General features: G+C 71.0%; 18 protein-coding genes and 2 pseudogenes. 11 read left to right on the top strand and 9 right to left on the bottom strand.

Annotation, left to right across the window (positions count from 1 at the left end; translation table 11 throughout):
* Positions 1-33: 33 nt before the first annotated feature.
* The 3 genes from ACZ4UX_RS25635 (at position 34) to ACZ4UX_RS25625 (ending at position 2,697) form a co-directional block, all read left to right on the top strand.
* Entirely contained in the window at positions 34-837 is an 804-nt protein-coding gene (locus tag ACZ4UX_RS25635; RefSeq protein ID WP_465708384.1) for an MBL fold metallo-hydrolase, read from the top strand.
* A 6-nt stretch (positions 838-843) separates the two neighbouring features.
* Positions 844-1,281, top strand: coding sequence for a nuclear transport factor 2 family protein (locus ACZ4UX_RS25630; protein ID WP_329491137.1), 438 nt, complete (start codon positions 844-846; stop codon positions 1,279-1,281).
* Between the two features lie 162 nt (positions 1,282-1,443).
* The gene (locus ACZ4UX_RS25625; RefSeq protein WP_465708383.1) at positions 1,444-2,697 is read left to right on the top strand and encodes an NAD(P)/FAD-dependent oxidoreductase; all 1,254 of its coding nucleotides are present in this window, start codon (positions 1,444-1,446) and stop codon (positions 2,695-2,697) included.
* A gap of 56 nt (positions 2,698-2,753) precedes the next feature.
* Here the strand turns inward: ACZ4UX_RS25625 and ACZ4UX_RS25620 are convergent, their stop codons facing one another.
* Complete coding sequence (locus ACZ4UX_RS25620) at positions 2,754-3,605, bottom strand: helix-turn-helix domain-containing protein (protein ID WP_465708382.1); 852 nt, start codon at positions 3,603-3,605, stop codon at positions 2,754-2,756.
* 125 nt (positions 3,606-3,730) lie between these two features.
* Between ACZ4UX_RS25620 and ACZ4UX_RS25615 the strand changes: the two genes are divergently transcribed.
* From ACZ4UX_RS25615 to ACZ4UX_RS25605, 3 genes are all read left to right on the top strand, one after another.
* Positions 3,731-4,732 (top strand): alpha/beta fold hydrolase, encoded by a 1,002-nt coding sequence (locus ACZ4UX_RS25615; protein WP_465708381.1) that lies wholly within the window; start codon positions 3,731-3,733, stop codon positions 4,730-4,732.
* 224 nt (positions 4,733-4,956) lie between these two features.
* Complete coding sequence (locus ACZ4UX_RS25610; protein ID WP_465708380.1) at positions 4,957-5,106, top strand: hypothetical protein; 150 nt, start codon at positions 4,957-4,959, stop codon at positions 5,104-5,106.
* Between the two features lie 60 nt (positions 5,107-5,166).
* Positions 5,167-5,865: a MerR family transcriptional regulator gene (locus ACZ4UX_RS25605; RefSeq protein WP_465708379.1), complete on the top strand. Its 699-nt coding sequence runs from the start codon at positions 5,167-5,169 to the stop codon at positions 5,863-5,865.
* On the opposite strand, the pseudogene ACZ4UX_RS25600 reads toward ACZ4UX_RS25605, so the two are convergent.
* The 3 genes and pseudogenes from ACZ4UX_RS25600 to ACZ4UX_RS25590 all read right to left on the bottom strand — a co-directional run.
* Positions 5,825-6,088, bottom strand: a pseudogene (locus ACZ4UX_RS25600) (fatty acid desaturase); the annotation flags it as partial. The gene ACZ4UX_RS25605 and the pseudogene ACZ4UX_RS25600 sit on opposite strands and share 41 nt — an antisense overlap.
* Positions 6,089-6,125: 37 nt before the next feature.
* Complete coding sequence (locus ACZ4UX_RS25595) at positions 6,126-7,391, bottom strand: FAD-dependent monooxygenase (protein WP_465708377.1); 1,266 nt, start codon at positions 7,389-7,391, stop codon at positions 6,126-6,128.
* Positions 7,392-7,657: 266 nt separating this feature from the next.
* Complete coding sequence (locus ACZ4UX_RS25590; protein ID WP_465708376.1) at positions 7,658-8,062, bottom strand: peptidase inhibitor family I36 protein; 405 nt, start codon at positions 8,060-8,062, stop codon at positions 7,658-7,660.
* 157 nt (positions 8,063-8,219) lie between these two features.
* On the opposite strand from ACZ4UX_RS25590, the pseudogene ACZ4UX_RS25585 reads away from it, so the two are divergent.
* Positions 8,220-8,366 (top strand): annotated as a pseudogene (locus ACZ4UX_RS25585) (Tn3 family transposase); the annotation flags it as partial.
* Positions 8,367-9,646: 1,280 nt separating this feature from the next.
* Here ACZ4UX_RS25585 and ACZ4UX_RS25580 read toward each other — a convergent pair.
* From ACZ4UX_RS25580 to ACZ4UX_RS25570, 3 genes are all read right to left on the bottom strand, one after another.
* Positions 9,647-11,131 carry a PucR family transcriptional regulator gene (locus tag ACZ4UX_RS25580; RefSeq protein WP_465708375.1) on the bottom strand — a complete coding sequence of 495 codons (1,485 nt, stop codon included), beginning with the start codon at positions 11,129-11,131 and terminating at the stop codon, positions 9,647-9,649.
* A gap of 470 nt (positions 11,132-11,601) precedes the next feature.
* A complete protein-coding gene (locus ACZ4UX_RS25575) occupies positions 11,602-14,352 on the bottom strand; it encodes a molybdopterin-dependent oxidoreductase (RefSeq protein ID WP_465708374.1) in 2,751 nt (916 codons plus the stop codon).
* Positions 14,349-15,173 carry an FAD binding domain-containing protein gene (locus tag ACZ4UX_RS25570; protein WP_465708373.1) on the bottom strand — a complete coding sequence of 275 codons (825 nt, stop codon included), beginning with the start codon at positions 15,171-15,173 and terminating at the stop codon, positions 14,349-14,351. The genes ACZ4UX_RS25575 and ACZ4UX_RS25570 overlap by 4 nt, the downstream gene beginning before the upstream one ends.
* A 628-nt stretch (positions 15,174-15,801) precedes the next feature.
* On the opposite strand from ACZ4UX_RS25570, the gene ACZ4UX_RS25565 reads away from it, so the two are divergent.
* Positions 15,802-16,881 (top strand): hypothetical protein, encoded by a 1,080-nt coding sequence (locus ACZ4UX_RS25565; protein ID WP_465708372.1) that lies wholly within the window; start codon positions 15,802-15,804, stop codon positions 16,879-16,881.
* Between the two features lie 111 nt (positions 16,882-16,992).
* The gene (locus tag ACZ4UX_RS25560) at positions 16,993-18,642 is read left to right on the top strand and encodes an Ig-like domain-containing protein (protein ID WP_465708371.1); all 1,650 of its coding nucleotides are present in this window, start codon (positions 16,993-16,995) and stop codon (positions 18,640-18,642) included.
* Between the two features lie 246 nt (positions 18,643-18,888).
* Here ACZ4UX_RS25560 and ACZ4UX_RS25555 read toward each other — a convergent pair whose 3' ends face one another.
* A complete protein-coding gene (locus ACZ4UX_RS25555; RefSeq protein ID WP_465708370.1) occupies positions 18,889-19,308 on the bottom strand; it encodes a TOBE domain-containing protein in 420 nt (139 codons plus the stop codon).
* Between the two features lie 1,482 nt (positions 19,309-20,790).
* A complete protein-coding gene (locus ACZ4UX_RS25550; RefSeq protein WP_465708369.1) occupies positions 20,791-21,000 on the bottom strand; it encodes a DUF6243 family protein in 210 nt (69 codons plus the stop codon).
* Between the two features lie 261 nt (positions 21,001-21,261).
* On the opposite strand from ACZ4UX_RS25550, the gene ACZ4UX_RS25545 reads away from it, so the two are divergent.
* Both ACZ4UX_RS25545 and ACZ4UX_RS25540 read left to right on the top strand, forming a co-directional pair.
* On the top strand, positions 21,262-21,393 hold the full coding sequence (locus ACZ4UX_RS25545) for a hypothetical protein (RefSeq protein WP_465708368.1): 132 nt from the start codon (positions 21,262-21,264) through the stop codon (positions 21,391-21,393).
* Positions 21,394-21,744: 351 nt separating this feature from the next.
* Positions 21,745-22,170 carry an Hsp20/alpha crystallin family protein gene (locus tag ACZ4UX_RS25540; RefSeq protein WP_359807765.1) on the top strand — a complete coding sequence of 142 codons (426 nt, stop codon included), beginning with the start codon at positions 21,745-21,747 and terminating at the stop codon, positions 22,168-22,170.
* Positions 22,171-22,738 lie beyond the last annotated feature (568 nt).

The following is a 22,738-nucleotide window of genomic DNA, read 5'->3' as shown; positions in this document are numbered from 1 at the left end:
GGCGGCCGGCCCGGCCCGAGGAAGGACACCCGCATGAGCTCACTCGACTTCGAGGTCATCGACAGCCCCGACAGCTCGCTCAACAAGACCTCCGTGCTGGTGACCGGGCCCGACGACGCCCTGCTGGTGGACGCCGGGTTCACCCGCTCCGACGGGCGCCGGCTGGTCGACCGGATCCGGGCCTCGGGCAAGCGGCTGACCACGGTGTTCGTCAGCCACGGCGACCCGGACTTCTACTTCGGCGCGCAGGAGGTGCAGGACGCCTTCCCGCAGGCGCGGTTCCTGGCCACGGCGTCCACCGTCGAGCACATCCAGGAGTCCTACGAGGGCAAGCTCGAGGCCTGGGCGCACCTCGGACCGGAGCTGCCGACCCGCCTGGTGCGGCCGGAGCCGCTGCACGGTGACGAACTCGTCTTCGAGGGACACCGGTTCGAACTGCGCGGCGCCGACTTCCACCTGCCGGACCGGCACTACCTCTGGCAGCACCACCACCGGGCGCTCCTCGGCGGGGTCCTGCTCTTCGAGGGCCTGCACGTCTGGACCGCCGACACCCCGACCCCGGCGCAGCGGGGTGCCTGGATCGACCTGCTGGACGGCATGGAGGCGCTGGAGCCGGAGTTCGTGGTGGCGGGCCACCGGACCGCCGACGCGCCCACCGACACCACGGCGATCGCGCACACCCGCGACTACCTGCGCTCCTTCGAGACCGAGATCGGCCGGGCCGCCGACGCGGCCGCCGCCAAGGAGGCGCTGGAGCACCGCTACCCGGGGCTGGGCATGGCACTGGCGGTCGACCTCGGTACGAAGGTCGCCAAGGGCGAGATGGTCTGGGGCTGAGCCGCGATGATCGAGATCCCGAGGTCCGAGATGTCGTTCGCCGAGTCCGACGCGCCCGCGGACGTGGTGCGCCGCCAGTACCTGGCCTCGGCACGCGGCGATCTGGCCGCGCTGCGGGCCACCCTGGCCGAGGACGTCGAGTGGACGGAGATGGCCGGCTTCCCGCTGGGCGGCACCTACCGGACGCCGAAGGGCGTCACCGGCGGCGTGATGGAGCGGCTGGCCGCCGACTGGGAGGACTGGACGGCCCACGACGACAGCTACGTGGTGGCCGGCGAGAACGTCGTGGTGCTGGCCCGCTACACCGCGGTCAACCGGGCCACCCGCCGACCGCTCGACGTCCGGGTGGCGCACCACTTCACGGTGCGCGGCGGCCGGATCGTCCGCTTCGAGCAGTTCGTCGACACCGCACTGGTCCGCGAGGCGATGACGCACACGCCGTGACGCGGGCGCCCTGGCGTCCGCCTGCCGGCCGCCGCAAACCCCGAACACCCTCGCTTCACCCGTTCGGGGGAGCCTGTCGCGGCGCGCCTGGCGTGGCCTCGACAGGCCCGCCGCCCGGCGGCAGGCTGTCCGTGATTCCGGCCGGAGAGCGAGGAGTTCAGCATGAGCACGGACACAGCGGGTACGGCCGACGGGCGCGGGCGCCCGTTCGTCATCGTCGGCGCCTCCCTGGGCGGCGCGAAGGCGGCCGAGGCCCTGCGCGAGGCCGGCCACCAGGGCGACATCGTCCTGATCGGCGCCGAGCACGAGCGCCCGTACGAGCGGCCGCCGCTCTCCAAGGGCTATCTGCTCGGCAAGACGCCGCGCGAGAAGATCTACGTCCACCCGCCGCAGTGGTACTCCGACCACGACGTCACGCTGCGGCTCGGCACCGCCGTCACCTCGGTCGACCCGGTCGCGCACACCATCACGCTCGCCGACGACGGCCGGATCGAGTACGCGAAGCTGCTGCTCACCACCGGTTCGGTGCCGCGCCGGCTGCCGGTACCCGGCGCGGAGCAGGACGGCGTGCACTACCTGCGCCGGGTGGAGGACAGCGACCGGATCAGGGCGGCGCTGGTGCCGGGTGCCCGGGTCGTGGTGATCGGGGCCGGCTGGATCGGCCTGGAGACGGCGGCGGCGGCCCGGACGGCGGGTGCCGAGGTCACCGTGCTGGAGGCGGCCGAGCTCCCGCTGCTGCGGGTGCTCGGCCGCGAGGTCGCCCAGGTCTTCGCCGACCTGCACCGCGACCACGGCGTGGACCTGCGGTTCGGCGCCCAGGTGGAGGAACTGACGGGCGAGGGCGGCACGGTCACCGGCGTCCGGCTCGGCGACGGCACGACGGTGGCGGCGGACGCGGTGATCGTCGGCATCGGCATCGCCCCCGACACCGCGCTGGCCGAATCGGCCGGGCTGGCGCTCGACAACGGCGTGAAGACCGACGAGTACCTGCGCACCTCCGACCCGGACATCCACGCGGCGGGCGACGTCGCCAACGCATTCCACCCCCTGTACGGCCGCCACATCCGGGTGGAGCACTGGGCCAACGCGCTCAACCAACCGCAGACCGCCGCACGCGCGATGCTCGGCCAGGACACGCCCTACGACCGGGTGCCGTACTTCTTCACCGACCAGTACGACCTCGGCATGGAGTACACCGGCTACGTCGAGCCCGGCGGCTACGACCGGGTGGTCTTCCGCGGCGATGTGAAGGCCAACGAGTTCATCGCCTTCTGGCTCGCCGACGGCCGGGTGCTCGCGGGGATGAACGTCAACATCTGGGACGTCACCGACCCGATCCGCGAACTGATCGTCTCCAACCGCGTGGTGGACGCCGACCGCCTGACGGATCCCGACGTTGCCCTCGGCGAGCTCTGAGGCACAACAAGAGCCCTGGCCGGCCAGAAGCCACCCGATCAATCGCCGCGGGCCGGTCAGGCCGCGCCGCCGTGTGCCGGCCAGGCCCTGTCGTCGGCGGCCAGCCATGGCTCGTTCGCAGCGGCGGTGAGGGATGTCCCGGTGAACGCGCGGACGTCGTGGTGGAGGTGGGACTGGTCCGCATAGCCGCAGTCCGTTGCCACCCGCGCGGGGGTGTGCCCGCAGACCAGGCGATGGATGGCGTGATCGAAGCGGACCAGCATGGCGGCGCGTTTGGGTGTCAGGCCGATCTGCGAGCCGAAGCGTGACCACATGCGCTGGCGGCTCCACCCGGTGCGGGCCGCGAGGTCGCTCACGCGGGCTTGGCCGTGGCTGGCGGCGATCTGGCGCCAGGCCCAGGCCACCTCGGGATCGACCGGCCTGCCTGTACGGAGCCGGGTAAGCAGTTCTGTGTCAATCAGCGCGAAGCGCTCCGGCCAGGTTCGCGCATGGTGGAGCCGCTCCCGCAGACGCGGCGTGTCGCGGCCCCACAGGTCGTCGAGCGCGATGACGCTCCCGCGCAACTCCGCGAGCGGAAGCCCGAGCACGAGGTGCGCGACAAGCGGAGAGAGGCGGATCTGCACGCACTCAATGCCTTCGGCGCGCACCTGGAACGCGCTGAAGGCGAGCCCGGCGGCCAGGCTCGCCGACCGCATTCCGCCGCCGCCGACGCCGCTGATGCCGAACGGGCGGTCACCGAACTCGACGGCCACGGTGACGGCGGGGTGGGGGATGGCGCGTAGTTCGATCGGGCTGTCGCCGCGAATGCGGAATCCGGCCATGTCGACACCGGGCAGCGCGGTTGCCCGCGACGGTCGCGCGATCTCCCAGGCCGCAGTGGGGTCTGCCTTCCGGCGAACTGGTAGCACGCCTCGACTGTACGAGCGGCTCCGCAGCGGGATCAACCCTGCGTGAGGCGCGGACATTTCTCCAAGACGCGTCACGCCGGCCGTCGGCAGGGTGGTGGTGCCACGGACCAAGCCACGGAGGAGTCATGGACGAGACGACCGCCCCGCAAGACCCACGCACCCGCAGCCGCGCAGCCGCTGCGCCGCGCACCCCGCGCGGACGGCGGGCGTGGAGTCGACGGCGGCGGATCACGCTGCTGGCCGTCGGCGTGCTGGCCGCCCTCCTCACGGCGAACACGTTGGCAGTGTCCACACAGACAGCCGAAGCCTCCGGCGGGCAGATCGTCCGCCTTCCCGGCGGGGACATCCACGTCGTACAGGATGGGCCACCCGGCGCGCCCACGGTGGTGCTCCTGCACGGCCTGGGCGGCTCGACGGCATGGTGGGATCCAGTGCTGCCGGCATTGCGGGACCTGCACGTGGTGCGGGTGGACCTGCTCGGGCACGGTGGATCCGCCAAACCGACCGATGGCTACGGCATGGCGGAGCAGGCACGCCGGGTCGGGGCCGTACTCGATCGGCTCGGGGTGCGCCGCGCGACCGTCGTCGGGCATTCCACCGGCGGCGACGTCGCCACGTCGCTGGCCGAACAGCGCCACGACCTGGTGGCGGCGATCGCGCTGATCGACACCGGCCCGCGGTTGGACGCGTACATCGGCGACAGCTTCACCGGCCGCCTGGTGGCCACGCCGGTGGTGGGGGAACTGCTCTGGCGGCTGCGCACCGACGGCACCATCCGTGACGCGCTGAGCACCGCGTTCACCCGTCAGGTGCGGATCCCCGACCAGATAGTCACCGACATCCGGGGCATGACCTACCGCAGTCTCACCGCGACCCGCGATGCGTCCACCGCGTACACGAAGGAACGACCCATACCCGACCGACTCGCCGGCCTCGACCTGCCCACCCTGGTGATCTTCGGCTCCCAGGACCGGCGATGGCAGGCATCCTCCGCCCAGGACTACCACCGAATCCCCCACGCCCGAATCGAGATCCTCGACGGTGTCGGCCACACACCTATGTTCGAGGACCCCGACACCACCGGAGCCCTCCTGCACGGCTTCGCCGACCAGAACGCGCCACACTGACCCGGCATCACCACTCCTCTACCGCAGCCGCCGCACATGTCGCAGCCCGACACCGGCCTCGGGGATCAGCGGTGAGCCTCTGCTGATCAGGTCGCGGCCGTGATGCGGGTCGCGTAGACCCGGTGGGCCCTGCGCTCGGCGGAGCTGGCAGTGTCGGTGGCGAGGGCGGCGGCCTGCTGGAGCGCGGTGCGGTGGAGTTCGAGCGGTGCGGTGATCCGGAAGGAGTGACCTACTCAACTGACCAGATCATGGGCCAGTGGGTCCGCGAGCACAACGACGTCCCGGCGGAGATCGCCGAGCACCACGACAACTGGGTGCGGGTCTCGCTCTCCACCCGCCGCGGTCGCCACAGTCCGCGAAGTGGGGATTCCTGACCCCGTGGTGATCCTGACGCCAGTGGGGGCCTGCGCGACGTCAGGGTCTGTACTGGGCTCATGCGAATCGGCGAGATCGCCGCCCTCGTGGGGGTCACCCCGCGGGCCGTGCGGCACTACCACCACCTCGGGCTGCTGCCCGAACCCGAACGGCAGAGCGACGGCTACCGCGTGTACGGCATCCGGGACGCCGTGCTCCTCGCACGGGTCCGCCGGCTGACGGACCTCAGGCTCGGCCTTGATGAGGTGCGGGACGTTCTCGCGGACGACCAGGGCCGCGAGCTGGTGGAGGTCCTGGAGGAACTGGACCAGGACCTGGGGCGGCAGGAGGCGACCATCCGGGCGCGGAGGGCACGGCTCTCCGTGCTGCTGGCCGAGGCGCGGCGCGGGCGGCTCCCTGCCGAAGGCCCGCTGTCGCCCGAGCTCACGGCATTGCTGGCGGGTCTGGGTGAGGTGCCGGATTCCCCGATGGCTGCGAAGGATCGGGAGGTCCTGGCGCTCCTGGACACCGTGGCCCCCGAGGCGGAGCGGGTCCGGCTCATGGCGGCACTGCACGGGATGCAGGAGCAGGCGGGCGAGGTGTACGCCCTCCTGGACGACCTCGCCGGTGAGACGCCGGACAACCCGCGGGTGGCCCTCTCGGCGGCCGCGCTGGCGGCCCTTCTGCCGGATGACCTGGTGGCGCATACATCCGACCAGGCCGGTGGTCTGGCGGACGTCACCGGAAGGAGTCGGTCAGGCCCTCCTCGCAGTACGTGACGCCGACCTCCGCGCAGTAGTCGCGCACGAAGTGCGAGGCCGGACGCAGTGCCGGCACCGGCATGGCGGGAAAGAGGTGATGCTCGATCTGGTAGCCGAGGCCGCCGAACACGAAGTGGACGAACCGGCCGGTCCGCAGGTTGCGCGAGGGCAGCACCTGGCGCCGGAGGAAGTCGGCACGCTCCGTGTCCGCCCGGGTCATCGGCATGCCCTTGTGGTTGGGCGGCTCCAGGGCGACGAGTCGGTCCAGCTCGACCGCCTCACCCTCGGAGGTCCTCCGGACCGGTGGCGGCGGCGGTGACCGTCCACGACGGATGGGTGTTGACCTGGGCCACGGTGGCCCCGGCCAGCCGCTTGTAGCGGGCCGCGATCTCCTCCGCCTGTCCGGCGGGCAGCGCCCCGCCCTGTTCCTCGGCCCGTGCGATGGTCTCCTCCGGTCCCATGGCCCGGTTGGCGAGCACGACGGCGTTGACGACCGGTCGGCGCATCAGGTCGTAACGGCGGAGCGCGGCCACGGCGTCGCCGTCCCGGGCCAGGCACCAGGCCAGCACCCGGCTGTCGACGACGGACTGCGAACCGCCGTTCATGCCCATGGGGAACATCGGGTGCGCGGCGTCGCCGAGGAGCGTGACCCGCCCGAAGCTCCAGCGCGGCAGCGGATCACGGTCGACCATCGGGTACTCGACGATCGCCGGGGAGCGTTCGGCCAGCGCCGCGACATCGATCCACGGCAGATTCCACGAGGACAGCCCGGCGGCGGCCTCCGCCGCCGTGACCCGGCGGCCAGGGCCGCCCGAAGGCGTGCCGGACGGCCCGTGCCGTACCTCCAGCACCCAGTTCAGCAGGGCCTCGCCGGCCGGAGCCGCCGGGTCCTCGATCGGGTAGGCGACGAACTTCGCGCCGGGGGTGCCCCCAGCCACCACGATCGTCCGGCCGTCGAGGACATGCGGGTGCGGCGCGACTGCGCGCCACATATGGACGCCGTTCCCACCCGGGAGACCCTCGTCCGGATACAAGCGGCTGCGCACCACGGAGTCGATGCCGTCGGCGCCGACCAGCACGTCGGCGTCGTCGCCCACGGGCAGACCGCTCGACCGGTCCAGAAAATGGGACCGGACGCCCCACGCGTCCTGCTCGAACCCCTGGAACCGCAGACCGGTTCGGACCGCGTCCGGTCCCAATCGCGAACGGACCGCGGCCAGCAGCAGCATCTGCAGACGACCGCGGTGCACGGAGTACTGCGGCCAGTGGTACCCGGCCGCGCGGCCGAGCGGCTCCTCCCAGACCGTTCCGCCCGCGCGAGCGCGGTAGCTCAACCGGTGCGGCGCCAGCGCGACGGCGGCCAACTCGCCGCCCAGACCGAGTTCGGCGAGTTCCCGGACGGCGTGCGGCAACAGGTTGATCCCGACTCCGACCGCCTCGACGCTTCGCGCCGCTTCGTACACCCGTGGTGCGAAGCCGGCGGCGTGCAGGCTCAGCGCACAGGTCAGCCCGGCGATGCCGCCGCCGACAACGGTCACTCTCATCTGTTCGTCTCACCCTTCGTCGGTGCCGGAACCGTACCGGGGGTCCGGCCGACACCCCGCCACCAGCTTCGCGGCCCCGGGCGCGTGGCCCCCGACCTCGGAGTCGTGCCAGGTCAAGGTGAAGGGAGGGGCCACTCCGAATCCACCGCCCAGACAGTCCTTGAACGCGTTCCATTCCCAGCCGAAGCAGCGGCCTGGCCCAAGCCTCCCGACTAGCCGACCGACCTCCGGGGCACGCGAGAACACCCGGTTCCAGAAACCGGGATTCAAATCACGTAGTACGAGGACGCGCGATCATTGAAGGTGTTCACATCAAAGAAAGAGCCATCTGCATTGTAGATCACTACGCCCCTCAGATCGGGCAAGTAATCACCCGGGGCGAGCTGGATGAATTTTCCACCCTGGTCGTAGTCCTGATATATTCGCACATGCCGAGGAGAATTGTTAATAACCGACGACACCCTGTCGACGTATTGCTGCGATATTCTTCCGCGCTGCCAGGCTAGCGCGTACATCTTGTTCAGCGCACCGCGGCTTCTTTCGTCGTTCCACATGCACAGGTCCCCCCGCGGGCAGTCCGAGGCCTGAGCCTGAGCCGGTGTCACCCCCAAGATCGCACCACCAATCATCACGGCTATGCCGAGGGTGAGAGAAAGCGTGCGTGAGCGCATGGACTTCCCTAATTTCGACCCATTGCGGGCTCGGTGGCATCGGAGTTGATGCTACATCAGGGAGGTTCTCTCGTGGCCCGCTCAGTGAATCAGGCCGATGAACCTGCAGCATGGAATTTCCGTGCCGGTGCCGAGGGCTTCCAGAACAGTCGATCACCCGGTGGATGACACCTACCGCCGGCAGATGAACCGCCGGCTCACCGTGCAGGAGTCCCGGCACAAGCTGGCCGGGGACGTGTGCCACGGCAAGCGCGGCACCATCCACCAGGCGCACCGGGACGGGATGGAGGACCAGTTCGGCGCGGCACCCGTCGGTCGCCTCGGTCTACCGGGCGCGCCGAAGCCGAGGCCACTGCGGCGGACGACGGCCTGCGCCTGCGGCCCGAGCCCGTACGCGTCCGCCGGCCCGAGGCGCCGCTCACCCCCGAGGAGATCGACCTCCGCGAACGGCTCCAGGCCCAACCCCACCCGAACACCGAGCTGCGGTAGTCCCGCCCACGACCTGCCTCGATCCCATGATCACCGGCTTGGCGTTAACCACTGCACCGCTGTGCTCCAAGGCCGGAGTGATGGACGAGTTCGGCCCCCTCAACCTCCAGCCCCACGCCGGACGGCAGTGGGCTGCGCGATGGGCGCGGTTCCGTGGCAAGTCGCGCTCGCGGCAACTTCAACCCGCGGTCAGTGCGGGCCATGGCGGGGGTTGCCGTTCACCCCCGTGCCGGTGCCGGTGGCCTGGTTGATGCCGCCACCGGAGATGAGACCGCGGTGCAGTGAGCGCTCGTCGAGATCGAGGAGTTGGCGCTTGCGGGGCCGAGGGTGGCTCCGGGGGGCCGCACCGTGACGCTCACGGTGTTGGCGTATGCGGCTCCCGGCGCCGCCACGACCAGAAGTGCGCCTATGGCCAGTGCCTTTCCTGCGGCGAAGCGCCGCAGGGACTTGTCTGCCACCAAGTCCGTCCTTTCGGCATTTCAACGTGTGGAGAGCCACTCGACGGTCGGCACGGAGCCGGAAGGTTGTGGGGCTTGAGGCGGGGTCGATCGAATCAGCGGTCCGGACGCGCCCACGACTGGTGGCGCGCACAGGGCGAGGGCCCTTTGGCTGGGTGACCGAACAGGGAGGTGCGGCCGAGCACGGCTCCTCGTGGGTCTTCCCAGAGCGCCAGCCGGTTGCCCTGCCGACGCCCTGGCCCGGCAGATGGTGCCGCCGACGGCGTCTGCCCAGGCACCGGCCACGTCCGGGCCGTGACAGCGGCTGCCAGTCCGCTCCGTTCGCTCCGCAGCGAAGCCTTGCTGACGAAGCGGCAGATCCGGTGACCCGGCCGCGCGGCACCGGACACCGGCGCACTCGGAGCGAGGTCCGCACGTCAGGTCGGCGCAGCCGACCGCCGACAGGTGGGTTCCGGCGGACGATGACCCAGGCCGCGAGACAGACCAGGAACTTCACCAGGAAGGCACCCACCGGCCCGGGCGTCGAGCAGCAGGCCACCGGGAGCGAGCCACGAGTTCCCGAACGCTCTCGTGATTTCCGGAACCGGTGTCAAGGTGTCGGCCTGGTGGTGCTCGCCCAGCTGCTCGGCGCGGGCGGTCATGAGAGACGCGTGGATGTGCACCGCAGGGCTGCCCACAGGTCGATCCGGTCGTCGAGGTGCAGCAGGCTGCGGCCGGTGAGTTCCTCGATGCGCTTGATCCGGTAGTGCACCGTGTTGACGTGGATGTGGAGGGCTTCGGCGGTCTTCGCCCAGGAGGCGTTGTGCCTGAGGAAGGCGTCGAGTGTGTCCAGCAGGGACACGGAGTTGGTGCGGTCGTGCTCGATCAGTGGCGCGAGGAGCCGTCGGTGGAAGGCGGCGGTGATCTCGGGGGGCACCCCCCGGAGCAGGGTCTCGAGGGAGGTGATCTGTGAGCAGCGGCCGATGCAGCCGGGTGGTTGGACGTTGAGTGCGTAGCGGGCTTGGACGAGCGCCGTTCTGAGTTCGGTGGCGAGCGGCTGGACGGTGGGGCCGATGCCCAGGTGGATGCGGCGCCGGCTGGTCAGTCGTGATTCCAGGCGCGCAAGCGCGGAGTGCAGCGTCGAGGCGATCGTCTTCTCCGCTGCTGTGGACAGCGCGACCGCGCCGCCCCGGCCGTCGGGGGCGGCTATGAAGGGGTCTGGCAGTTCGTGGAGGGCCTCGGCGAGGGCGGTGGCCGTCCAGGTCTCGGAGGTGCTGTTGATCCGCGCCGCGACCGGGGTGAGCCTTGTGTGCGGGGGCAGGCCGGAGAGCGCGAGGGCGCGTTCGGCTTCGGCGTCGGCTTCGGCGCCGGAGTCGAGGAGTTCGATCAGCCGGGTGCCGGTCTGCCGCTGGGCGGAGGCGGTGGCCCGGGCGCGGGTGGCCAGTGGGGCGAGTAGCTCGGCCAGGCCGTGCAGCATGGTGGCGGCGGTGGGTCCCGGTTCGGTGTGGGGTTGGAGCAGCCAGCCGTCGAAGGGCGAGTCGCCCGGTGGACCCACCGGGACGGGTGTCGCTGCCGTGGTCCCCGAGGCTGAGGAGGCCAGCAGGCGGCCGGCGCCGGTAGTCAGGGAGCAGTCGGGCAGGCCGAGGTCGGTCACGGCCCGCTTCAGGACGTGGGCCAGCGGTGCCTGTGCGTGGATCATCTGTGTCAGGGTGCGGCGGGCTGTGGCCGGGAGGGCCGCCTTGCCTTCGGAGTGCGTCTGGAGGTCGCCCCACAGGCGCAGGTAGATGCGGTCGGTGACGGCGCGGAAGCTGGTTCCGGTGGGTATCGACAGGAGGGGGACGCCATGGCGGCGGCAGGCGTCGATCAGCTCCGAGGGGACGGCGCCGTGGGTGCCCTCGCCGGCCAGGAGCGCGGCGACTTCGGCGCTGCGCAGCGCGTTGGCGAAGCGCATGGCGGCCTGGCCGTCGTCGGGCCGCCACCAGACGAGGCCGGTGAGGACCAGTTCGCCCGGCTGCAGGTAGCGCGCCGGGTCCTGCAGGTCGGTGGAGGTCACTCCGCTCACCTCGCGGCCGAGCATGTGCGGGGAGGCCCAGGCGACCTCGATGTGGAGGTCGTCCAGCTCCAGCAGGTCTCCGACGATCATGTTGTGCTCCTTGTACTCCAAACGCAGGCGCATCGCACATGCGAGATCGAGCGCCGGGAAGGCATCGTAAGTGCGAGGTGAACCGCGAGTCTTCCCTCTTGTGCGATCACCCGATGGCCAGGCGTGCGGGTGGTGTCGTTGTCCGGTGGTCCCGACACTGGCGCTCCGGTTGAATCGGCTGCGGCAGGACCGGAGGAGCCCGTCCGGACGCGACCGGCGTCGGCGGATCCGGTCCGCCACCGCTTCCCGGCGTCGGCGTGCACGGCCCAGGGACGCGGGAAGCGCGGGACGCCCGGACCTCCTCAAGCGGGCGACACCGTCTCCCGCGCCCCGGACGGTGCACGCCGACGCCGTGTGTTCCGCTCCCTGGCCGGGGCTTCACCGCCGCGATCGCAAGCTGCCGCCCGCTCGTGCCCGCGACGGTGCGAGTCCGCAGCGGCTCTGCGGACTCACGCCCTCGCCGTCACTCGTCAGGCTGCGCCGCGGCGGTGCTCGTCGATCGCCCGCCAGACCTTGTCACGTAGGAACGGCGCCTCGGTGAAGCGGATGCCGGTGGCGTCGCGCAGGGCGTTGGCGAAGGCCGGCGGTACGGGGTTGAACGGGCTCTCGGACATCGACTTGGCGCCCAGCGGTCCGATGGCGTCGGAGGTCTCGGAGAAGTGGACCTCGGTGCGGGGTACGTCGGCGAAGGCGGGCAGCCGGTAGCGGCGGAACGCGGCGGTGGCGACCTCGCCCCGGTCGTCCAGCAGCACCTGCTCGAAGAGCGTGGCACCGAGAGCCTGGGCGACGCCCCCTTCGACCTGGCCGCGGCACTGCAGGGGGTTCATCACCTTTCCGGCGTCGGCGCCGTGGACGCTGCGCAGGATCCGGATCTCCCCGGTGTCCGGGTCGACGGCGATGCGGAACCACTGGGAGTTGAAGGCCACCGAACGCGGCGAGCCGCCGAAGTGGCCTTCGGCCGTGAGCTCGACACCCGTGCCGCGCGCGGCCTCGAAGACCTCCTTGAGCGCCACCGGCCGGCCGTCGCAGTCCACGGAGTCGGCGGTGAGCCGCAGCAGGCTACGCGGGGTGCGGGCGTACTCGGCGGTGAAGGAGAGGATCTGCTCGGCGAGCGCGTTGGCGGCCTTCATCACCGCCTTGCCGGCGACGACGGTGCCGGCCGAACCGAAGGCTCCGGTGTCGTGGCGTACGAGGTCGGTGTCGGACTGCCGGATGGTGATCCGGTCGACGGTGGTGCCCAGCGCCCCGGCGGTGATCTGCTGGTGGACGGTGGTGGTGCCGTTGCCGAACTCCGCGGTGCCGACCGCGATGTCGTACGTGCCGTCCTCCAGCAGCTTCACCGTGGCGTCGGCGATGTGCCCGCCGGGCGGGCCGCAGGCGATGGCCGCCATGGCGAAGCCCTGGCCGACCAGCCAGCCCTCGGGGGCGAGTTCGGTGCTGGTGTCGTTGGCGATGGCGTTCCGGACGACCTTCAGGCACTGGTCGAGTCCGTAGGAGGCGATGTGGAGGTCCTCCTCCTCGCCGAGCGGGCCCTCCATGGGCTCGCCGGGGCCGATGATGTTCCTCTCGCGCAGCACCAGCGGGTCGATCTCCAGCCGCCGGGCGAGTTCGTCCATCGCCGACTCGACGGCGAAGGTGACCTGGCCCAGTCCGTAGCCGCGGAAGGCTCCGGCGGGCACGCAGTTGGTGTAGACGGAGTAGGCGTCGACCTTCTTGTGCGGTGCCCGGTAGATTCCCATCGACTCGCCGACGCTGTGGAACATCACCGCCGGGCCGTGGTTGCCGTACGCGCCGGTGTTCGCGACGACCCGGAACTGCAGGGCCGTCAGCGTGCCGTCCTTCTTGGCGCCGAGCTTCACGGTGATCGTGAACGGATGGCGGGTGGTGGCACCGGAGAACTGCTCGGCGCGTGTGAACTCCAGCTTCACCGGCCGGCGCAGGCGCAGTGCCGCGAGCACCGCGATGTCTTCGGTGAGCATCTCCTGCTTGCCGCCGAAGCCGCCGCCGACCCGGCCCGCGACGACGCGGACCTTCTCCATCGGCAGGTCGTACAGGTCGCACAGCGCGCGTCGCGTGAGGAACGGCACCTGGGTGGAGGAGCGGACCACGATCCGCTCCTCGGCGGTCTCCTCGTTCCCCTCGAAGTACGCGACGCAGCCGTGGGTCTCCAGGCTGGCGTGCTGGACCCGCTGGGTGCGGAAGGTCTCCTCGTACACCACGTGGGCGTCGGCGAAGCCCGCCTCGACGTTGCCCAGCTCACCATGGGCCTCGCCGCACACGTTGCTCTCCGGCCGGGCGATCCGCGACTCCGGCCCCTTGGGGTGGATGACCGGCGCGCCGGGCTCCATCGCCTGCTCCGGGTCGAGGACGTACGGGAGTTGCTGGTACTCGACGGCGATCCTCCGGCAGCCTTCCTCGGCCGCCGCCTCGCTGTCGGCGACCACGGCGGCGACCCGCTGGCCGACGAAGCGGACCACGTCGTCCAGCACCCGGGTGTCGTCCGGGTCCTCGGTGGAGTGCTCGTGCCGGGCCGAGGAGTAGAGCTTGTCGGGTGCGTCCTCGTGGGTGAACACGGCGACCACGCCCGGGACGCACAGCGCCGACGAGGTGTCGATGGAGACGATCCGGGCGTGCGGGTGCGGGGAGCGCAGCAGCTTCATGTGCAGCAGGCCCTCGACCTCGATGTCGAAGGTGTAGCGCGCGGTGCCGGTCACCACCTGCGGGCCGGCGGGTGCGCCGAGGCTGCGTCCGACCGCTTGCCCGGCGCAGGGCCGTTCGGTGTGCCGCACGCCGCGGATGGCGTCCTCGATCGCCCGGTAGCCGGTGCAGCGACACAGGTTGCCCTTCAACGCCCTTGGCAGGTCCGCGCGTTTGTCGTCGTCGAAGGCGGCGGCGGAGGTGGTCATCAGCATGCCGGCCGTGCAGAAGCCGCACTGGAAGCCCTGGGCGTCCAGGAACTTCTGCTGCATCGGGTGGAGTTCGCCGTCCCGGGCCAGGCCCTCGATGGTGGTGACCGAGCGGCCCTCGGCGCGCAGCGCCGGGTAGAGGCAGCTGTGGACGGGCTCCCCGTCGACCTGGACGGTGCAGGCGCCGCAGTCGCCGGCGTCGCAGCCCTTCTTCACCCCGAACCAGCCGCGCTCGCGCAGGTAGGTGCGCAGGCACTGGCCGGCGCGCGGTTCGGCGTCGAACTCCTCGCCGTTGACCTGGACGGTGAAGCTCATCGTCCGTCCTCCTCGACCAGCTCGCGGCGGATCTCCTCGGCGAAGCGGAAGGTCATGTGCCGCCGCCACGCGGGCAGTCCGTGAATGTCGTCGAAGTACTCGTGCGCGTCGATTCCGTACTCGACGGCCTCGCGGACCGCCTCCGCGGTGGGCGGCACCGCGAAGCGCAGCTGGATGGGCCGTACGGTCGACGCGGTGACGGTCAGGGCAAGTTCGCCGTCGATCGGATCGCGGGCGCCGATCAACAGGGCGCCGGAGCGGCCGAGCCCGTACAGGGACGCCTGTCGGAAGGCGGTGCGGCTCTCCAGCGCCCGGGCGGGGAGGGTGATGGAGCGGAGCAGCTCACCAGGGAGCAGGTCCTTGACGCCGGCGCCGATGACGAAGTCCTTGACCGGCACCCGGCGCACCTCGCCGGTCTGGGACAGCAGGGTGCACGCGCCGTCCAGGGCGGCGGTCAGCGAGATCATCGGCCCGGCCGGCAGCCCGTTGCACAGGTTTCCGCCGACGGTGGCCATGTTCCAGATCTTCCACGAGGCGAGGAATGCCCGGCAGCACTGTTCGAACAGCGGCGCCGCCGGCCAGTCCGCGCGCCGGGCGAAGCGGGACAGCTGGGCGATCGTGCAGGTCGCGGCGATCTCCACGCCCCCGGCCGGGGTCATCCGGACCGGCTCCCAGCCCATCCGGCTCAGGTCGATCAGACGGCGGATGTGCGGCTGCGGCTCGGAGAACAGATACGTGCCCCCGCCCAGCCAGGCGTCCCCGGGCCGCCATGTGCCGCGACTGCGCGCGTCGCGCAACTCCACCACCGTGTTCAGGTCCACGTGCAACCACCGTCCTCGACAGATCGACACGGCGATTGAAGCAAGGTCCCACCAGCCGAAACGAGTAGGTCGGCACACCAGGCCCCGAGGCCCGAATTGGGTGATCAACCAGCGCATGAACATGCCGCAGCTGCGATGACAGAACGAGAAGACAGGTCGTATTTGCCAATCTGAACTGATCGATAGGCGGGTATCTGCGGACGGCGCGGTAACACCGTCGCGACCTTGCGCAAGGAGCGCCTGCGGTTCCTGCTGACCGTCACGGGGGCGGACGGGCACTGCGCGGTGGTGTCGTGGGCGGAGATCGACCCGGATTTCGGTGGCCAGCGGATTCTTCTGGCCACGAGCATCGACGGGGCGCCACTCGACAGCGCGGGGCCGCAGCTGGTGGTGCCCGCGGACTACTGCGGGGCGCGGTACATCAGCGGAATCACCGAGGTGTGGGTGGGCCCGTTCCAGCGCGAGCCGCTGCCTGGGTGGCCACCCAGTGAAGGCCCGGCCGCACCGTGTGGATCACCAATGGTCTACCCACGGGTCGGCCATCAGGCTTTCAGCGCCCCTCTTTCCCCCACCCCCAGCCGACGTCGGCCTGCGTCCTTGCCGCGTCGGCACGAGAAAGGACCGCCCGATGTCCATGGGCTTTCTGCGTCGCGTCACCGTAGGAAAGGCGCTCGCGATCGGCGCCGTCCTGGTGGTTGCCGTGTCGGGCACCGCGTACGCCAACACCGTCAGCGTGACGGTGAAGACTCCCGGCGCGACCGCCGGGCCCGTCTCGACGTTCTCCGAGATCTCCACCCACGCGGACTGCGCGAGCGGTCTGATATCCGGTGGTGGCATCAACCAGGCCATCGGCACCGGCAGTTCGTCCAACGGCAACAAGGTCAACGGCACCGAGCCCAGCTCCGACGGCTCCACCGAGTACCTCGGCTCCGCCGGCGTCGTCGGCACCGACGTGACCCACTGGCTCGCCATCGGCGGCAGCGGCGGCGCGGTCAACGCCTCCTTCTCCACCACCCCGTTCGCGGTCTGCTTCACCAGCAACCTGATCAACCACACCCAGGTGGTGATGAACAAGGTCGCAGGTCCCAGCGCCTCCGCCACCGTGGCCCTGACCGTGGCGACCTGCCCGGCCGGCACCCGCCTGCTCGGCGGCGGCGCCCGGACCACCCCGGCCGACGTCGGCAGCCTCAAGCCGATCGCCAGCTACCCGACCTTCAACAACTCCGCCCACGACTACGGGCAGAAGGCCGCGGCCAACGGGGAGACCAACCCTGACTCCTGGGCCGCGGTCGGCTGGAACGGCGGTGGCGGCGGCTCCACCAACGAGACTTACGCCTACGCCATCTGCAGCGGCAACAACATCAACGTGAGCGGAGCCACCGTCACGGTCCGCAACAGCGAGGCGAGCGGCCCGAACACCGCGACCACCGGCCAGACGGTGACCGTGGGCTGCGGCGTCAACGACGGCAAGCTGGTCAGCGGCGGCGCGGCCATCAGCAGCGGCAACGTGACCGGCACCGACTTCGCCGGGCCCGGCTCCGGCGGCGACCACTTCAACGGCAGCTACCCGAGCGACGCCGGCGGCAACCCGGTCAGCGACGGCACCACCACCGCGTCCTACTGGACCGCCTACACCCACACCGGCGGCGCCGGCTCCACGGGCAACTACTCCGACGCCTGGGCGCTGTGCGCCAACGACGGCATCTGATCCACCCCCAGCCCGATCCGCAGGCAGGCCGGGAAGCACCCGGCCCGCCTGCGGATCCCCGGTTCCACCTCGGGTCGCCCGCGCCGGCCCGGAAAGGCAACACCAACACCCATGAACCCACGGACCACCCCCCGTCCGCGTGCCCTCGGCTCCGCCATCAACGCGCTGGCCGGAGCCTGCGGCCTGCTGGCCGCCGCACTCGCGCCCGTCACCGCGGCCGCGGCGGCACCGGCCTCGCCGTGCGGCAGCACCGGCGTCCTCACCTCCTCCTCCCCCGGCTGCACCTACACCGCCACCGGCACGGACACCTTCACCGTGCCGAACGGCGTCACCGCGGTCAGCATCGACCTGTTCGGCGCCGAGGGCGGCAGCGCCGCCGGGTACGTCTCCCCCAGCCCGCCTAACACCGGCGCGCCCGGCGGCCTCGGCGGTGAATCCAGGACCACCCTGGCCGTGATACCCGGCCAGACCCTGCAGATCACCCTCGGCGCTGCCGGCATCCCCGGCACCTCCCGGCACGGCGAGTTCGCCCGACCGGGCGGCTACGGCCACGGCACCGGCGGCGGCGGGGCCCACGGCGGCGGCGGCTCCGGCGGCGGCGCCTCCGACGTGCGCACCGGCACCTTCGGCGCGGCCGACCGGGTACTCGTCGCCGGCGGCGGCGGTGGCGCCGGCAACGGCGGACCCCTGCTGCACGGCGGCAACGGCGGCGGCCCCACCGGCGAGGCCGGCGGCCAGGGCGGCGGCCCGGCCGGCTCCGGTGTAGCCGGCGGCGGCGGTACCCAGACCGCCCCCGGCACCGGCAGCCCCAACTCCGCACTCGGCGGCCCCGGCGCTCCCGGCGGCGACTACGACAACTGGACGGGCCTGTACAACCCGGGCAGCGGCGGCACCGGAGGCAACGGCGCCCGCGGCGGCAACGGCGGAGGCGGTGGCGGCGGCGGCTGGTTCGGCGGCGGAGGCGGATCGGGCGGCGGCAACCCCGGCAACCTGTACGGCGCGGGCGGTGGCGGCGGCAGCAGCTACGCGGCACCCACGGCTACCGACGCCTCGCTCCTCCAGGGCGTCAACCACGGCGACGGCCGAGCCGTCGTCTCCTTCCGCTACGGCACCACCACCACACTCACCACCGACACGGCGACGCCACTGTTCGGACACCCCGTCACCCTCACCGCGACGGTCGACCCGACCAACCCCGCCGCGCCCACCCCGACCGGAACGGTCACCTTCTCCGACGGCAGCACGCCCCTGGCCACCGTGCCGCTAACCGACAACCGGGCCACCTTCACCACGACCCGGCTCCAGCCCGGATCCCACCCGATCACCGCCGCCTACAGCGGCGACCCGCGCCTCGACGCCAGCACCACCGCCGACCCGACCGGCCTCACCGTCGGCTTCAGCGAACCGTGCATCACCACCGCTCACCACGGCCGGCTGACCGTCGACACCGATCGCTCCCTGTGCATCGCATCCGGTGGCGTCCAGGACGGAGCGATCACCGTACGGTCCGGCGGAGCACTGGCCGTCCTCGACGCCGAAATCCACGGCTCCCTGACAGCCGACAGCGCCCTCGCCCTCACCGTCTGCCACTCCACGCTCCGGGGAGCCGTCACCGTCCACGGCACCAGCGGCTACGTCCTGATCGGATCGGACCCCGGCAACGCCGACAACTGCGCGGGCAACGAGGTCCACGGCACGATGACGCTGAACAGCAACACCGGCGGTACGGAGGTCTCAGGCAACACCGTCACGGCTCGCTGAGAATCAAGAACGGCGGCAGCCATCGCCGACAGACGGACACACCTCCATCCCGCTTGGCCGGGGCCTCAGCTTCGCAGGCTGAGGCCCCGGCCAAGCGGGATCTTGGGGTCGCTCCCCCCGACGGAGACCGACCAGTGCGCACCCGCAGGTACGAGCGTCATGCACCCCGCCTTCGTACCGGCATCGCCCCCTGAGGTCTCCGGCTGCTGGCACCAGCCGTGGTGGCGGTGAGCTGCCGGGGACGAATCAGGTGGTTGCGAGCGAGACCTCGGTGGACTTGATCAGCGCCACCACGGACGAGCCTTCGGCCAGGCCCAGATCGGCGCAGGCGTCGGCGGTGATGGCAGCGGTCAGCTCACCGCCGTCCACGGTGACCCTCACTCCTGCCATCGCCCCACCCGTGGACACAGCGGCGACCGTGCCGGGCAGCTGGTTGCGGATACTCAACCCCTCCACCGGACCGGTCGCCAGCGCGACCTCGGTGGACTTCACCAACGCCCGGACAGCACTGCCTTCCCTCAGGCCGAGATCCCTCACAGCCTCCCTGGTCACCGCAGCGGTCATGTCACGGCCCCCATCGAGGCGAACCCTGACCGTAGCCATGACCTCACCTTCGGCTACCGACGTCACAGTGCCGGACAACTGGTTTCGGATGCTCAAGCTCATGCCCGCTACCTCGATCCTCGGACTCCGGCTCACAGATACCGATCATCCAGTTCCACCGTAGACCCACGGAAACACCGCCGGCACTTCCCGCGCGTCGCCTCGCACACACCAGGCGCGAGCCCCGTACACCCTCCCAGCCCCATCCGCCTGCACAACACTGCGAGCGGCCCTCGAGCGGGAATGCTGCCGGCCCCCAACGGCCGATCGATACTCCCGCCGACCAGGGCGCGCCCACCTGATACACCGTGAGGACACCGGCCTCCCCCCGGGTCAGCCGGTCCTTCTCCCCCTCTCCGCTGTCAGCGCGAAGCAGCGGAGGGAGATCGACCGTGAGCAAGCGGCGGGGAGCAGCCGCGTGTCGGGTGGACAGAGCACGCGCCTGGGTATTCCAGTCGTCGACCGGCCGATCCAGCCTGGTCGACGGCCCCGGCGAGCCCGGCCTGCATCGGCTCGACCCACGGCGCAAGACACGGGTACGCCACTGTGACCGTACGGCTCTCCAGCAGCTGCGCCTGCAGGCGCTGCCACCTCCGGCGTTGCCGGTCACGCACAACACTCGAGTCCACCCGCTCCTCCTCCGCGATCGGCCCCGCCGCGAACTCCGTCTCGTCGCCAGCGGAATACGCCCACGCCCCCAACGGCATCCGAGATGACACCGCTTCAGCGAACGCGATGAGCGGAGTGCCATCCGGAACTGGCCACGCGCAATGCGTGCACAATTACCCGGCGGAAAGCATCAGCGGCATCTCGACATGGTCAACCGCCGACGCGGATCGCAGCTGCCCACAATCCGCACCGCCATGAAGCCTTCCCATACCGGACAACCACCGGAAACAGGACAGTGGCAGATCCCGGAACAGTCCCAACGGAACATCAGCCGCGAATATCTGACCCAACCGAAGGCTGCGCGTTTCCGGACTCAGCATCGCGACGCCAGCCGAGAAGCACAAAGGCGAGGAGAGCCCTTTCGCGCCTACAAGGGGCGGCAGCAGCTCAGCGAGCATGCCCGGCGCGCTCATAGGCGTTCACCAGTCGTGGTCCCAAACTGATCCCCGAACGGCCCCCAGGGCTCCGGTCACTGCGGGTGACGACAATCTGTCGACCCTTCAGCAGGGCCCGCCTATGGGTTCCGCATCGGCCTGACCGCCGGAGTCGTTCTGGCCAGCGGGTTTCGCGGTCGTCCCACCGAGGTGTCCACCAGTGTTGTCCTGCGGCCGTGTCCACTTCCTCTGCCGCCGCCGGCTGCGGTGTGGCCCGGGCTGGACACGGGGAAGTGCTGAGCTGCTGGTGCAGCTCGGGGTGGTGGCGGTGACGGGGCTGCCGATTCTGCGGCTGCCCCGGGTGGTCAGCTGAGCTGAGACGTGGGTGGTCGGCCAAGAACTGAGCGGGACCGGCCGCGCCCGGTACGGGGAGGCAGGGCTCGGACCGCGCGTCGCGGTCCGAGCCCTGCCCCGTGCGGTGCCGCGCTGCGGCGGCGGTGCGTCAGCCCTGTACGATGTCGCCGCCCGCCTGCCCGGCGCCCTCAGCCGTTCCTGCCTTCTCGCGCATCTTGCGCAGCAGCTCCGCCTTCTGGTCGGCCGCACCCTGGCGGTCGAGGTTGCGGTGCGGACCGTTGTTCTGCCGTTCGGCGCGGGACTGCCTCTTGCGCTGGCCGCCGCCCATGCCCACGGGGTTGTTGATGTTCTTGCTCACGGTCGTGGGTTCTCCCGGTGGTGAAGTGAAGTGAACTGATCTACGGATTCATCGGTGGGGGACGGGCGGCGACGTCGAAGGACGTCAGCAGGGGCCCATCACGCGCTCACTCGTAAATCGGGGTCTGGAAGAACATGGCAAAGACGTTACCCGGTTCCGTCGGCCCTGAACACCAACCTTTTCGCCGCCCCCGCGTCGGCCGGGCCTTCGGCAAGCGCCCGGGCCAGCCGGTTGCTGGGGCTGCGACCCGAAGGGACTGCGATGAGCACACTGTTCCATGCCTTAGTCACCAACGCGGAGATGGACTTCCGCGACTTCCTCACCGCGTACAAGCGGATCGCGGGGGACCTCTATCGGGAGACCGACGACCTCGCTTTCAAGAAGCCACGCTGACGGACAGGAGCTTCGGGCAATGGCGTGCCGGCGGCGTCGCCCGACCTCACCACCCGACGCCCGCGATCCTCAAGCGCATGTTCGACCTGCCCGTCCAGGAACTCCTCGCACCGTGCACCGACGAGCAGGTCCAAGCGCTGCAAGCAGCGCCGACTCCCGCGCTCGACCTGGTGGGTCGCGCGCACCGAGCTCGCCAAAGTTGAGCGTCAGCTTGTCAAGAAAGCTCTGGCGTCGCTATAACTTTCTCGTCGAGGTGCCCAGGCAGGAGGACAGAGCCGGGCAGGTCCGGCGCCATGGCGCCTCTGGGCACCCGTGACCGTTCACGACCGTGAGGAGCTGATCCCTTTGTTGATGCGTACCGACTCCCTGCGCGGAATGCGCGACCTGGACCGGCTGACCCAGCAGTTGGTCGGTACCGCGTCCCAGCCGGCGGGGATGCCGCTGGTCGCCTACCGCGACGGAGAGGTGTTCGTGCTGCGCCTGGACCTGCCGGGCATCGACCCGAAGACCATCGACCTGGACGTGGAGCGCAACGTCCTGACCGTGCGCGCGGAGCGCGCGTCCGGGCTGCCGCAGGGCGCGGAGGTGCTGGCGGACGAGCGGGTGCTGGGCCGTTTCTCCCGGCAGGTGTTTCTGGGCGACGCATTGGACACCGACCGGATCGAGGCCGACTACGACCAGGGCGTGCTGAGCGTGCGCGTGCCGATCAGCGAGAAGGCCCGCCCCCGCAAGATCGCCATCACGGCGAAAGGCGAACGCGAGGCCATCTCCGCCTGACCGCGACGGTGTCGGTGCGGCGGGTCCGTGCCGCACCCTCGGATCCGGATGCACCCGTCGGCCTGGGGCGCCGACCGTGTCCGGAATGGACACCGCGGCCATGGCAGCCGACCGGTGAAGTCCGCAGCGGCCGGGGCAGGGGCGGCATCCACCGCGCTGGGCCGGGTACTTGTGCCTGACCTGCGACGCCACAACCAGCGCCCTCTGATCCGGCAGTGGGGCAGGTCGGCGCGGTCCTGTCGGGCCCCCGGCGGACGGGCGCGGCACTGCCGAGCGGTGTCGAGGGCGTCGCGGTAGCGGGGACCGGTCGCCCCGCCTCGTACGGGGCGCAGACTTCCTCCCCGACCGGTGCGGAAAATCTGTGCCCGCTGGAGTAGACATTGCCGCGCACCGTGGTTAGTGTTTCTCTCGTAGCCGAGATCAAGCGGTACCCGCCAGACACGAACTGGCGGGCAGCGGTTCAGAAGTGCGCAGGTCGGCACGGTTGCAGGGTTTTCGAAGCCAGGGATGGTGCAGTAAGGCGACGGGACCGGTGGCCGGGCCGGGCGGCCCGCAGGTATCAGGGGCC

This window comes from Kitasatospora sp. NPDC028961 (genome assembly GCF_055564815.1).
Note: the sequence above shows the minus strand (reverse complement) of the source record. Positions and strands in the feature narration are given on the sequence as shown.

Coding starts and splice junctions, on each gene's coding strand:
- ACZ4UX_RS25635 (WP_465708384.1), top strand. CDS start 34: ATGAGCTCACTCGACTTCGAGGTCATCGACAGCCCCGACAGCTCGCTC.
- ACZ4UX_RS25630 (WP_329491137.1), top strand. CDS start 844: ATGATCGAGATCCCGAGGTCCGAGATGTCGTTCGCCGAGTCCGACGCG.
- ACZ4UX_RS25625 (WP_465708383.1), top strand. CDS start 1,444: ATGAGCACGGACACAGCGGGTACGGCCGACGGGCGCGGGCGCCCGTTC.
- ACZ4UX_RS25615 (WP_465708381.1), top strand. CDS start 3,731: ATGGACGAGACGACCGCCCCGCAAGACCCACGCACCCGCAGCCGCGCA.
- ACZ4UX_RS25605 (WP_465708379.1), top strand. CDS start 5,167: ATGCGAATCGGCGAGATCGCCGCCCTCGTGGGGGTCACCCCGCGGGCC.
- ACZ4UX_RS25595 (WP_465708377.1), bottom strand. CDS start 7,391: ATGAGAGTGACCGTTGTCGGCGGCGGCATCGCCGGGCTGACCTGTGCG.
- ACZ4UX_RS25590 (WP_465708376.1), bottom strand. CDS start 8,062: ATGCGCTCACGCACGCTTTCTCTCACCCTCGGCATAGCCGTGATGATT.
- ACZ4UX_RS25580 (WP_465708375.1), bottom strand. CDS start 11,131: ATGATCGTCGGAGACCTGCTGGAGCTGGACGACCTCCACATCGAGGTC.
- ACZ4UX_RS25575 (WP_465708374.1), bottom strand. CDS start 14,352: ATGAGCTTCACCGTCCAGGTCAACGGCGAGGAGTTCGACGCCGAACCG.
- ACZ4UX_RS25565 (WP_465708372.1), top strand. CDS start 15,802: ATGTCCATGGGCTTTCTGCGTCGCGTCACCGTAGGAAAGGCGCTCGCG.
- ACZ4UX_RS25560 (WP_465708371.1), top strand. CDS start 16,993: ATGAACCCACGGACCACCCCCCGTCCGCGTGCCCTCGGCTCCGCCATC.
- ACZ4UX_RS25555 (WP_465708370.1), bottom strand. CDS start 19,308: ATGAGCTTGAGCATCCGAAACCAGTTGTCCGGCACTGTGACGTCGGTA.
- ACZ4UX_RS25545 (WP_465708368.1), top strand. CDS start 21,262: ATGAGCACACTGTTCCATGCCTTAGTCACCAACGCGGAGATGGACTTC.
- ACZ4UX_RS25540 (WP_359807765.1), top strand. CDS start 21,745: ATGCGTACCGACTCCCTGCGCGGAATGCGCGACCTGGACCGGCTGACC.